The 12,539-nt window shown below is 73.8% G+C and carries 7 protein-coding genes; 1 reads left to right on the top strand and 6 read right to left on the bottom strand.

Annotated features, from left to right (window positions below; all coding sequences use genetic code 11):
* Positions 1-42: 42 nt before the first annotated feature.
* From ACFYST_RS02505 to ACFYST_RS02480, 6 genes are all read right to left on the bottom strand, one after another.
* Positions 43-2,955: a hypothetical protein gene (locus ACFYST_RS02505; protein ID WP_387859350.1), complete on the bottom strand. Its 2,913-nt coding sequence runs from the start codon at positions 2,953-2,955 to the stop codon at positions 43-45.
* Positions 2,955-4,811 (bottom strand): HSP90 family protein, encoded by a 1,857-nt coding sequence (locus tag ACFYST_RS02500; RefSeq protein ID WP_387859348.1) that lies wholly within the window; start codon positions 4,809-4,811, stop codon positions 2,955-2,957. Before ACFYST_RS02500 ends, ACFYST_RS02505 begins: the two co-directional genes overlap by 1 nt.
* Positions 4,812-4,857: 46 nt before the next feature.
* Positions 4,858-5,814, bottom strand: a complete 957-nt coding sequence (locus tag ACFYST_RS02495; protein ID WP_387635435.1) for a hypothetical protein — start codon at positions 5,812-5,814, stop codon at positions 4,858-4,860.
* 364 nt (positions 5,815-6,178) lie between these two features.
* On the bottom strand, positions 6,179-7,558 hold the full coding sequence (locus ACFYST_RS02490) for an NAD(P)/FAD-dependent oxidoreductase (RefSeq protein WP_387859346.1): 1,380 nt from the start codon (positions 7,556-7,558) through the stop codon (positions 6,179-6,181).
* A 126-nt stretch (positions 7,559-7,684) separates the two neighbouring features.
* Positions 7,685-9,325: an amidohydrolase gene (locus tag ACFYST_RS02485; RefSeq protein WP_387859345.1), complete on the bottom strand. Its 1,641-nt coding sequence runs from the start codon at positions 9,323-9,325 to the stop codon at positions 7,685-7,687.
* Between the two features lie 39 nt (positions 9,326-9,364).
* Positions 9,365-10,822 (bottom strand): APC family permease, encoded by a 1,458-nt coding sequence (locus ACFYST_RS02480; protein ID WP_387860062.1) that lies wholly within the window; start codon positions 10,820-10,822, stop codon positions 9,365-9,367.
* A gap of 228 nt (positions 10,823-11,050) precedes the next feature.
* On the opposite strand from ACFYST_RS02480, the gene ACFYST_RS02475 reads away from it, so the two are divergent.
* The gene (locus tag ACFYST_RS02475) at positions 11,051-11,755 is read left to right on the top strand and encodes a TetR/AcrR family transcriptional regulator (protein WP_387635456.1); all 705 of its coding nucleotides are present in this window, start codon (positions 11,051-11,053) and stop codon (positions 11,753-11,755) included.
* Positions 11,756-12,539: the final 784 nt, after the last annotated feature.

The following is a 12,539-nucleotide window of genomic DNA, read 5'->3' as shown; positions in this document are numbered from 1 at the left end:
CCGGGAGTTGGATCCCCGGCGGGCCGTCCGCACACCAACGGGTCAGTGCTGGCGGCGCAGGTGGGCGTGCAGGCCGTCGAGGACTTCGGCGGCCTGCGGTTCGCCGATCTCGCGGCACCAGGCGCTGGCGGCCTCCAGCCTGGTCAGTGCCTCCTGGGTGCGGTCGAGGCGGCTGCCCTCGATCAGGGCCGCGTAGCGGATCGATTCGGCGCGGGCGAGGTGGCCCTCGGGGCCGGCGGCGCCGAACGCCTCGATCGCCAGCTCCATCTCGGCGAGGGCCTCCTCGGGGCGCCGGAGGCCGATCAGGGTGCGGGCGCGGGTGTCGTGCAGGCTGCCTTCGGCGCTGTCGCAGGCGAGTGCGTGGCCGTCCCGCCGGGCGGCTTCGACCAGTTCGGCCGCCTCGGCGAGCCGGGCGACGGCTTCGTCCTCGCCGTCCGGGCCGCGGGTGTCGGCGGTGAACCGGGCGAGGCGCAGCAGCATGTCGAAGGCGGCGTCGGCGTGAGGTGCGGTGCGGTGGCTGTCGAGGGCGCGCTGCCGGGCAAGGTCGGCGGCGGGCCACTGGCCGGTGCGGGCCAGGGCGACGGCGGCCTCGCAGGCGACGATGGTGTGCATCTCGCGGTCGTCCCACCCGGCGGCGATGTCGGCGACGCGCAGGAACTCCTCGGCGGAGTCCCGGTGTTCGTCGAGTTCGCGCAGGGTGCGGGCGAGGTTGAGCCGGATGTGCACCTGTTCGTGGATGGCGAGGTCGGCGAAGCCGGGCTCCAGGCGGACGGCTTCCAGGACGGCGGCGGCGTCGGAGAACCGGCCGGCGGCGGCCAGCACCTGGCCGAGCCGGCCGCGGGCGGAGGCGGCCTCGTCGGCCTGCCCGGCGTGGTCGTGGCGGGCGGCGGCCTCGGTGAACGCGCGGGCGGCGGACTCGTACTCGTCGCGGGCGAGGTGCACCCGGGCCAGCAGCAGTTGCACCCGGGCGGGGACGGCGGTGCGGTCGCCGTACTGGGCGGCGAGCTTCAGCCCGCGCTGGGCGAGTTCCTCGGCGCGGTCCAACTCTTGGGCATCCAGGGCGATTTCGGCCAGCCAGCCGTGGATGCCGACCAGCTTCCACGGGAGGCCCGCGGCCTCGATCCGGCGCTCGGACTCCCGGATCAGCTCGGCGCTCTCCTGCTTGCGGCCGGTCAGGAAGTAGGCGCGGGCGAGGAGTTGCCGGGCGGTGACCTCCATCAGGGTGTCGTCCTGCCGGGCGGCCTCCTCGCGCAGGCGGGTGACGGCGGCCTCGGCGCGGCTGAGGTCGCACGGTTCGGGGCCGTTGGCGGCGTACTGGTGGGCGTCCGGCAGGTCCTGGCGGATCGCGACGACGGCCTTGGCGTTCAGCACGGTGAGCAGGGCGTCGCCGGCCCGGGTGGCCCCGGCCTCGACGAGCTCGCGGGCCCGCTCCTCCATCCGGTCGAGCTCCGCCGTGGTCGCGGCGTCGGTGTCGGCGTCCTGCTCGGGCAGGGCGGCGGCGAGGGCGCGGCAGCCGAGGGCCTGGGCGGGGCGGTCGGCCTGCTCGTAGTGCTCGGCGGCCTCGGTGAAGTGCGCGGCCAGTTCGTCGTCGCTCAGGCCGTCGCGGCGGGCGCGCTGTTCGGCGATCTCGGCGCGCAGCAGGGCGAGCGACCCGAGGTCGGGGTCGTCGGGGTGCCGGTAGCCGTCGGCGCCGACCAGGGCGTCGATGCGCCGCCACAGGGCGAGCGCCTCGGGGTGCCGCTGCTCGTGCAACTCGCGGGCGCGGGCGACGAGTTCGGGCAGCGTCTCGGTGGCGGCGGGGGCGCTCTCCGCAGGCTGGGCGGCGGCGGGCACCGGCGCGGGCACAGGGGTGGCGGCGCGCAGGCCGAGGGCGAGCGGTTCGGCGAACAGCGGGGTGCGGGCCAGGCGTTCGCGGCGGGCGTCGCCGACGGCGGTGGTGCCGCCCCGGTCGTCGAAGCGGGCGGCGAGCGCGTCGCCCTCGGTGCCGAGCTCGGTGAGCAGCGCGGTGACGGTCCAGTTCCTGCCGGGCGGGCCGGCCACCGGGACGTCGCCGTGGCCGGTGGCGGCGAGCCGGGCGAGCAACTGCTGGGTGCCGGTCAGGAAGTGCAGGCGGGCCAGTGGATCGCCGTGCCGGCCGAACAGGTCGCGGTTGTCGGCGAGGATCTCCAGGCCGCGCGGTTCGTTGCCGGTGAGGGCGCAGAACTCCAGGTGCAGGCCTATCTCCTCGGCGGCGCGGGCGCGGCCGCGGGCCCACCGGTAGCCGGTGAGGTGGCAGGAGCGGGCCTCGTCGGTGCGGCCGGCCCGCAGCAGCGGCAGCAGTGCGTGGGCGCGGCTGACGTGCGGCTCCTCGCCGCAGGACTGTTCGCCGTCCAGCACCGGACGCCATGTCTCCAGCGCCCGCGCGTCGTTGCCGAGGCGGACGAAGTGCTTTGCCTGGGCGCGCAGTTCGCAGGCGCGGCAGTCGCTGAGCGAGGAGCGCGAGCGGCCGGCCCACAGGTCGAAGGCGTTCTCGGCGCCCTGGCCGGTGAGCGCGGCGAGGTGGTACTGCTCGCCGTAGTAGGGCTGCAGGTCGTGGCCGGCGGTGCGGTAGTGCTCGCGCAGTTCGCCGTGCCAGCGGCGGACCGCCTCCAGCGGGACGTCCGGGACGCTGCGCAGGGCGTGCGCGACCCACTTGTAGCGCCAGTCGGTGGCCCGTTCGGCCCAGCCGTCGAAGCCTTCGGGGTGCTTCTTACGCAGGGTGACGATCCGGGCGAAGACCACCGGGAGCTTGCGCCGTTCGGCGTCGTTCTCGTACGCCTCCATCAGGTCGAGGAGGGCGTAGGCGAGCAGCTCGGGGTCGTCGAACTGCTCGGCGGCGTCGGCGAGTTCCTCGGCGGTGACGGTGCGCTGCCGGCCGTGCGGCTGTTCGTCGTTGGCGCGCAGGGCGGCGCGGACGGCGTCGATGGTGTCGAGCATCACGGCTCCCGGTGCGGCGTGGTGGGCTCGTGGCCGAGCATGGCGTGGTCGAGCAGGGCGAGGAACGAGCGGTTGAGCAGGGCGGATTCGCTCGCCTTGAGTGGGCGCCGGGTGAGCAGCAGGGCCTGGCCGTACAGCGCTTCGACGGTGGTGGTGGCGAGTTCGGGGTTGCGGATCGCTGCGGCGCGGCGGACCAGCGGGTTGAGGTGGTTCAGGACGAGCTGGGCGCGCGGCACCGAGCTGCCCAGCGAGCCGAGGATGTCGGCCCACAACCCGTCGGCCTGGTCGGCGAGTTGGCTGCGGGTGCGCTCGTGCCGGGCTTCCCGGTCGTCGAGCAGCAGGGCGGGGGCGCTGCTGGGGTGGAAGGTGCGCAGCGCGACGTCGCAGTCGAACCGGCCGAGTGCTTCGCGGGCGGTGGCGAGGAACGCGGCGGCGGCGAGTTCGGTGGCCTGGTCGACGTTGTCGAGGTGTGCGGTGACGGTGGCCGGGTCGAGGTCGGCGACGGTGGTGCCGGTGCGGATCTCGGGCAGCCGGTGCACCAGGTCGCGGTCGTAGGTGTAGCCGCCGTTGACGACGCCGAGGCCGGCGGCGCCGGCGATCGGGGCGACCTGACGGAACTCCTCGACGGTGCGGGTGACCAGGATGACGGGGTGGGCGCGGGCGAACTCGTCGAGCGTGACGTTGCCGTCGGTGGTCTCGAACGGCAGCCAGGGCAGCAGCATCCGCAGTAGCTGGTCGTCGTGCCGGGCCAGCGACTTGACGGCCAGGTGGTGCACGGACAGGAAGCGGTGCAGCAGCGCCGGGTCGGACGCGGACAGGCCGGTCAGCCAGTCGCGGATCCGCAGCCCGAGCGCCTCGCGGACGGCGGCGAGTGTCTCGTCGGCGTACAGCGCCTCGCGGGAGGCGGTGGGGCGCAGGCGCTCGGCGTCGACCACGCAGCGCACGAAGAACGCCCAGTCGGGCAGCAGTTCGTCGGCCTGGTCGGAGAGCAGCATGCCCTTGAGGTGCACCCGGTGCCCGGCGCGGCGGGACGGCGGGACGGCCTCGGGCAGCACGTAGGCGACGCCGCTGAGGCCGACCAGCGGCAGGTCGAGCTCGATGGTGTCGAGCGGGGTGAAGTCGAAGGTGTCGCGGCAGTGCGCGGTGAGCGCGGCGCGGCGGGCGGCCGGGGTGTCGTGGCGGCGGGCCCAGGGCGCGGGGGTCTCGCTGATCCGCGTCCGGTGCCCGGCCGCGTCCACGACCGTCACCTGGTGGCGCAGCAGGCTGCCGTAGTGCCGGGCGAGTTCGGTGACCCGGCGGGTGGACGTCCACTCCTCGGCGTCGGCGCGCGGGGTGAGGGTGACGGTGGTGCCGGGCTCGCGGCGGGCGGAGGCGGGCAGCGTGGTGATGGTGTAGCGGCCGTCGGAGCGGCCGCGCCATTCGATCACCGGGGCGTCGGGGGTGCGGGCGGAGCGGGTGCGGACGGTGATCTCGTCGGCGACCACGAAGCAGGCCAGCAGGCCGATGCCGAACTGGCCGATGAACTCCTCGCGGGCGTCGGCGAGTTGACCGGCGTCCAGGGCGCCGTCCGGGGTGCGCTTGGAGCTGCGGCCGATGGTGGCGAGAAAGGTGTGCACGTCGGCCTCGGTGAGGCCGACGCCGGTGTCGGCCACCGAGAACTCGTCGCCGGTGGTGACGGTGATCGCGGCCGGCGCGGCCGGGTCCAGCTGCTGCCGGGCGGTGATCGCGTCGACGGCGTTCTGCAGCAGCTCGCGCAGGTAGACGCGCGGGCTGGAGTACAGGTGGTGGGAGAGCAGGTCGACCAGTCCGCGCAGGTCCACCTGGAAGGTGTGCGCGCTGGGGTCGTTCGGGGTCACCGGGCGGGTCCTTCGCTTCGGGGTTCGCTTCTGGAATCGGTGCGGGTCACGGGGCGATGGCGCGGCGGCTCCGGTAGGCGTCCGCCGGGTCGCCGAGGTACTGCCACGGGGACCTGGTGACGCGGCCGTCGAGCTCGGTGAACACCCGGCCTGCGGCCCGGTGTTCACCACTCAGCGAGAACGCCATCGCGAACGCGTTGTGGGCGCCGATCCAGGTCCGGTCACGGACGAACCCGGGGTGCCAGATGGAGCGTTCGGCGGCCTCGTGCAGGGAGCGGGCGACCGCGGCGTCGCGGATGTAGCGGCCGTCCTCGCCGTTGTCGAGGCTGAGCCAGTGCTCGATGTGCGCGAGCGCGACGAGTTCGCCGAGCCGGCTGCCCTCCGGGGCGGCGAGCATCGAGGTGCGGGCGAAGTCGTGCATCTCCTCGTGCGAGCCGCCCCACTTCGCGCACAGCTGCTGCAGCCGCTGCCGGTACGAGGCCGGGTGGTGCGGAAAGCGACGCACGGCGGCGTCGAAGCGCTGGGTCGCGACGCCCGTCGCGACGGAGATGCCACGGCCGGTGACCTGCAGGAAGTACCAGGGGCCCAGCCAGTCGGGCTCCCGCTCGGCGACCTCGAACAGCTGCTCCTCGGCACGCTCCAGGCGCTCGCCGAACAGCCTCCACTGCTCCTCGCGAACGTACTTGGCGTAGGCGCCGCTACGGGCCTCCCAGCCCCAGACCAGCTGCCGCGCACCGCAGACCAGCAGCGCGAGGGCATCCTCGGGATCCTGCTCGACGGCGCGGGCCAGCCACTCCTCGCTGCCCGACAGGTCGGAGACCAGGTCGAGCATCAGCACCAGGTCGGCCTGGTCCCGGGCCTGCTCCAGCACGGCCCGGACGCCCGGCCAGTCGCCGGCCCGGCCGCGTTCCAGCAGCAGCTTCAGCTCCGGGTCGCCGAATGTCGGGTCGAGCGCGGGCGCGCCCTTGCCCAGCCGACCCAACAGCCTGTCGAACAGTCCCATCCCCACGGTCCCCTTGCGCCGTACCGATCCACAGGGGCCGCCGTGAGGCCGCCCCGGACGGAGATTCCTATCACGCCCGCACGACAGGTGTGCGAATCGTTTCCGGCATCCGGACATCGAAGCCCTGCTCAGGGCCTGTCCGGTGCGGCTCATCCCCGGCTCATCTCCGACTCATCCGCGGCTCACCCGCACCTGTCCGGTGCGGCTCATCCCTGGCTCATCTCCGACTCATCCGCGGCTCACCCGCACCTGTCCGGTGCGGCTCATCCCCGGCTCATCTCCGACTCATCCGCGGCTCACCCGCACCTGTCCGGTGCGGCTCATCCCCGGCTCATCTCCGACTCATCCGCGGCTCACCCGCGACTCACCCTCGCCCGCTGATCCGGTCGGCGAGGGTGGCGAGCGCGGAGGTGCGGGCGTGCTCGTGGCGGTCGGCGTGCCGGTAGACGGCGTACAGCGCGTGCACGCCGAGCCAGCGCAGCGGTTCGGGCTCCCAGCGGCGGACCCGGTGGCCGACCCAGGGCAGCTCGGTGAGTTCGGTCCGCCCGCCCTTGCCGAGGTGGCGCAGCGTCAGGTCGCGCAGCGTACGGCCGGCCAGGTTGGTGGTGGCGACGCCGCTGCCGACGTAGCCGCCCGCGAAGCCGACTCCGGTCGCCGGATCGAGAGCGACGGTGGCGCACCAGTCGCGCGGCACGCCGAGCACGCCGGACCAGGCGTGGTCGATCCGGGCCTCGGCCGCGGCCGGGAACATCTTCCGCAGGATCTCCCGGAGTTGGGCCACCGTGCCGTCGGGAGTGGCACCGTCCTGGTCGATCCGCGAGCCGTACCGGTACGGGTAGCCGCGACCGCCGAGCGCGATCCGGTCGTCGGCGGTGCGCTGCGCGTACATGTACGCGTGCGCCTCGTCGCCGAGCACCTCGCGGCCTTCCCAGCCGATCGCCTCCCACACCTCGGCGGGCAGCGGCTCGGTGGCGATCATCGAGGAGTTCATCGGCAGCCAACTGCGCTTCTGGCCCGCGATGTTGGCCGTGAAGCCCTCCGTGCACCGGAGCACCACCCGGGCCTTCACCCCGCCCCGCGCCGTACTCACCTTCCGGGGCGCGATCGCGGTGACGGGCGTCGACTCGTAGATCCTCACCCCCGACCGCTCGACGGCCGCGGCCAGCCCGACCACCAGCTTCGCCGGGTGCACCCGCGCCCCGTTCGGCGTCCAGGTCGCCCCCAACGCGCCCGGCACGTACAGCCGTTCGGCCGTCTCCGCAGCGCTCAGCAACTCCACCTGGTCCGCGCCGAACGCCTGCTCGTGCGCGAACCTCTCCTTCAGCCGGGCCAGTTGGGCGGGCGAGGTGGCGATTTCCAGCACCCCACCCCGGTGCGCGTCGCAGTCGATGCCCTCCGCGGCGGCGGCCCGCAGCGTCTCCGACACCGTGTCGTTCATGGCGAGTTGGAGCCGCCGCGCCGCATCCTCCCCGTGCGACCGGGCGTACCGCCCGCGCCCGGCGATCCCGTTGTACAGCCACCCGCCATTGCGCCCGGACGCCCCGTACCCGCAGAACTCCCCTTCCACCACCACCACTTCGAGCTGGGGCGCGGCCTGCTTCAGGTAGTAGGCGGCCCACAGCCCGGTGTACCCGCCCCCGACCACACAGACGTCCGCCTCCACCTCCCCCACCAGCCCCGCCCGCCGCTCGGGCAGCCCACTCGCCGCATACCAGAACGAGACGCCGCCATTGACGGTGGTCATGTCCACCAGCCCTGCCTTCCCTGAACTCCGGCCCTCCCCGCGTGCACGGACGCTATGCGCGCCACCGGAACCTGGGCAACGGACACCGTGTCAGGCCGGGTCGCCCCAGCCTGACACTGCGTTCGCTCACTCTGCGGTGAAGACCGCCCGGCCACCCACATACGTCCGCAGGACGCGGGTTTCGGCGATTTCTTCGGCGGGGGCGGCGAAGGGGTCGCGGTCCAGGACGACCAGGTCGGCGAGGTGGCCGGGGCGGAGGGTGCCGGTGGTGTCGAGGTGGTTGAGGTGGGCGGTGCCGGAGGTGTAGGCGGCCAGGGCGGTGGCGAGGTCGAGGCGCTGGTCGGGGAGGAAGACGGGGGTGGTGGGGTCGGCTTCGGGTTCGCGGCGGTTGACGGCGACGTGCAGGCCTTCGAGCGGGACGGGGCTGGAGACCGGCCAGTCGCTGCCGGCGGCGAGGGTGGCGCCGGCGCGCAGGAGGTCACCGAACGGGTACTGCCAGGCGGCGCGTTCGGGGCCGAGGAAGGGGATGGTGAGTTCGTCCATCTGGGGTTCGTGGGCGGCCCACAGCGGCTGGATGTTGGCGATCGCGCCGAGTGCGGCGAACCGGGGCACGTCGTCGGGGTGGACGAGTTGCAGGTGGGCGAGGTGGTGGCGGTTGCCGCGCCGGCCGTTGGCGGTGATGGCGGCCTCGACGGCGTCCAGTGCCTCGCGGACGGCGCGGTCGCCGAGGGCGTGGAAGTGCACCTGGAAGTCGAGCGCGTCCAGTGCGGTGACGTGTTCGCGCAGCGCGAGCGGGTCGACGAAGCTCAGGCCGCTGTTGCCGGTGGCACAGCCGCAGCCGTCCAGGTACGGGCTGGTGAGGGCGGCGGTGAAGTTCTCCGCGATGCCGTCCTGCATGATCTTCACCGCCCCGGCGCGGAACCGTCCGTGGCTGTACTTCTCGCGGCGGGCGACGAGTTCGGGGATCTGGTCGGCGCCGCGCTCGCGGTCCCACCAGAGTGCGCCGACCACCCGGGCGGTCAGCGTGCCGTCCTGCGCGGCGGTGAGGTAGGCGTCGGACGGGTCGGGGTTGCCGCCGAACTCGCCGAGCAGGGCGTCCTGCCAGGCGGTGATGCCGCGCGAGTGCAGCATCCGCTGGGCGCTCAGCAGGGCGGCCAGGAGGTCGGCGGCGGTGGCGGACGGGGCGTGCCGGCCGACCAGTCCGACCGCGCCCTCCTGGAGCATGCCGCTCGGGGTGCCGTCGGCCTCCCGTTCGATCCGGCCGTCGGCCGGGTCCGGGGTGTGCCGGTCGAGCCCGGCGGCTTCCAGCGCACGGGAGTTGGCCCAGGCGCCGTGGTGGTCGCGGTTGGCGAGCAGCACCGGCCGGTCGGGCACCACCCGGTCGAGCAGCTGCCGGGTCGGCAGTCCGCCGTCGAAGCTCTCCAGCGACCAGCCGCCGCCGGTGATCCACTCCTTCTCGGGGTGGGCGGCCGCGTACTCGCCGATCCGCTGCAGGTATTCGTCGACGGTGACGGTGCCGGTGAGGTCGCAGGAGGCCATCTCGTTGCCGCCGTAGACCGCGTGGATGTGCGCGTCCTGGAAGCCGGCGATCAGCAACTTGCCGTGCAGGTCGACGACTTCGGTGCCCGGGCCGATCAGGTCCCGGACTTCGTCGTGGCCGACGGCGGTGATCTGCTCGCCGGTGACGGCCAGCGCGCTGGCCCGGGTGCGGGCGGCGTCGCCGGTGTGGATCGGCCCTCCGGTGAAGACCAGGTCGGCGTGGTTCATGCGGGAATCTCCAAGTGGCGCAGAGGATGTGACGATACGTCAGTTGTTGGTGGTGAAGTACGGCGAGCGGCGCCCCCAGCACGACCAGGCCGCGGCCAGCAGTCCGGAGCCGATCATCAGCACCGGCACCGAGAGCTCGAACCAGCCGTTGTCGGCGGCGAGTTCGAAGTGGTCGGTGGAGTCGTAGAAGGTCCAGGCGAGGTAGCCGCCGACCAGCAGCAGCACCGATCCGCCGAGCAGCGGTGCGACGACCGCCTTCAGCCCCTCGACGAAGTCCTCGCGCAGCAGGTGCCGGAACCGCACGGCGGAGGCGATCGCCACCAGCGCGTAGTAGAGGGCGACCACGATGCCGATCGCGTTGACAGTCGCCGAGATCAGTTCGGTGACGGTCGGTATCACCAGCGACAGACTGGCCAGCGTCAGCGAGATGCCGGTGATCAGCCAGGTGCCGGTGGACGGGGTGCGGTGGCGCGGGTGCAGGCGCGTCCACACCTTGCCGAGGGTGCCGTCGCGGCCCATCGCGAGCGCGCCGCGCGCGGTCGGGATCACCGAGGCCTGCAGCGAGGCCGCCGCCGAGCAGGTCAGAGCCACCAGCGGCAGTGCGGCCAGCGGCTGGTCGGCGAGCTTCTCGGCGAAGTAGGCCAGGCCGGTGGCGCCGTTGTCGGCCAACTCGTCCAGCGGCAGCACCCGCTGGAAGGCCGTGCCGGCGAACAGGAACAGGCCGAGCATCAGCAGCAGCGACCACAGGCCGCCGCGGGTGGCGTCCTTCGGGTCGTGCACCTCCTCGCCGACGCTGAACACCGACTCGAACCCCCAGTAGCAGAACACCGCCAGCACCATGCCCTGGGCGAGCGCGCTCAGCGAGGTCAGCTCGAAGGGGTTGAACCAGGACAGGCTGAACGGCTGGTCGCCGGCGATCAGCCCGTATCCGCAGAACGCGATCAGCACCGCGTACTCGAAGATCAGCAGGTACTTCTGCAACGCCGCTGCCAGGTCGAGTCCGCGTACCGCGACCACCGTCGCGCCCACCAGCACCAGCATGCCGATCAGTGTGCACTGGAGGCTGGAGTCCGCGTCCAGCTCCACGCCGGGCAGCGCGTGCAGGCCCGCCTTTCCGACCAGTTGGATGAGCGCCGAGCCGGTCACCGTGGTGGTGTACGCCATGAAGACGATGGTGGTGAGGATGTTGACCCAGCCGGTCAGGAAGCCCAGCCAGGGGCTCAGCACCCGGCCCACCCAGCGGTACGAGCTGCCCGCGTCCGGCTCGACCCGGTTGAGCCGCCCGTAGCCGCAGGCGATGCCCAGCACCGGCAGGAACGCCAGCAGCATGATGGCCGGCAGGTGCAGCCCGACCACGCCCGCCATCAGGCCCAGGCCGATGCCGATCGAGGTGGTGGCGGCCGTGCTGGACGCGGCGATCACCACCACCGCGCCGACGCCGACCGACTTGCGCATCGCGTCCGGGGTGGAGGTACTGCTGCCGTTGTCCTTGAGCATCGTTGCCAAGGGGTCACCGCCGATTCAGTCATGGGGGAACGCCCGTGCGGCGGGCGCGAGTTGGGGGCGCTTCGGCCGGGTTCGGCGGCGGGCGCGGAGGTGCGACGGCGGGCCGCGAAGCAGGCGGCGCGCCGGGGTGGGGGGTGCTCCGGCGGGAGGGCCGGTGGCACGCCATGAAACCTGCGCTCCGCTTCACACGTCAATGCTGTTGTCGTAAGCTCGACGACCATGAGCGATCGAGTCGTCCCCGAGGCCGCACGCCGGCGGCGGCGCCCCACCAAGCAGGGCACCGTGCTCTCCGAGCAGGTCATCATCGACACCGCGCTGCGCCTGGTCGGCCAGCACGGCGCACAGGCGTTCACCGTCCGCCGCCTCGGCGCGGCGCTCGGCGCGGACCCGAGCGCGGTCTACCGCTACTTCCACAGCGCGGACGACCTGCTGCTCGCCGTCGCCGACGAACTCATCGGCCGCGGCCTGCACGGCTGGCAGCCCACCGGCGACTGGCAGGCCGACCTGCGCGAGGTCGGCCTGCGCATCCACGCCCACTCACTCGCCCACCCGCAGGCCGCCGTCCTCGCCGCGTACCGCACCACCGGCCGCGCCAACGAGATCCGCGCCATCGAAACCATGCTCGGCATCCTGCGCGACGCGGGCTTCCCCGACCCGGACGCCGTCAGCCTGTACCACGCCTTCATCGACCAGGCCCTGGGCTTCGCCGTCCTCGACTCCGCGATGCTCGCCCTCCCCGCGCCCGCCCAGCACGCCGACCTCGCCGTCTGGGACACCGCCTACCGCACCCTCTCCCCCACCACCCACCCCCACATCGCCGCCACCACCCACCTGCTCGCCGCCGACATGCGCCGCAGCGCCTACCCGCTGGCGCTCGACCTGCTCCTCACCTCACTGGCCGCCCGCCTCCCCCAGCAGCAGTGAACCCCCCTCTCCGAACGGGACTTCTGCGGATCCGCTGCGCCCGGCGTGCCACCGGCGGTCCGCCGTGGGGGCGGGAGCAGGGCGACGGCGGCGGGGGCCGGAGGACGGCGGGATGCCGACATGCGCCGCAGCGCCTACCCGCTGGCGCTCGACCTGCTCCTCACCTCACTGGCCGCCCGGCTCCCCCGCGCGGAGTGACCCCCCCTCTCCGGACGGGACTTCTGCGGATCCGCTGCGCCCGGCGTGCCACCGGCGGTCCGCCGTGGGGGCGGGAGCAGGGCGACGGCGGCAGGGGCCGAAGGGCGGCGGGATGCCGACATGCGCCGCAGCGCCTACCCGCTCGCACTCGGCCTGCTCCTCACCTCACTGGCCGCCCGGCTCCCCCGCGCGGAGTGAACTCCCCTCTCCGGACGGGACTTCTGCGGGTCGGCTGCGCCCGGCGTGCCGCGGACGGCCGGGAAGCGGTCGGGACGGGGGCAGGGGACCGGCGGCGGGGTCCGGAGGACGGCGGGATGCCGACATGCGCCGCAGTGCCCACCCGCACGCGCTCGACCTCCCCTCCTCCGCCCGAAGTGAACTCCCCACTCCGGACGGGACTTCCACGGGTCGGCTGTGCCCGGCGTGCCGCAGGCGGCCGGGGAAGCGGTCGGGACGGGGGCAGGGGGCCAGCGGCGGGGTCCGGAGGGCAGCGGGATGCCGACATGCGCCGCAGTGCCCACCCGCACGCGCTCGACCTCCCCTCCTCCGCCCGAAGTGAACTCCCCACTCCGGACGGGACTTCCAC

The sequence above is a fragment of the Kitasatospora sp. NPDC004614 genome (assembly GCF_042873675.1).
Classification (GTDB): domain Bacteria; phylum Actinomycetota; class Actinomycetes; order Streptomycetales; family Streptomycetaceae; genus Kitasatospora.
The sequence above is the reverse complement of the archived record's forward strand: the minus strand, read 5'-3'. Positions and strand labels throughout refer to the sequence as shown.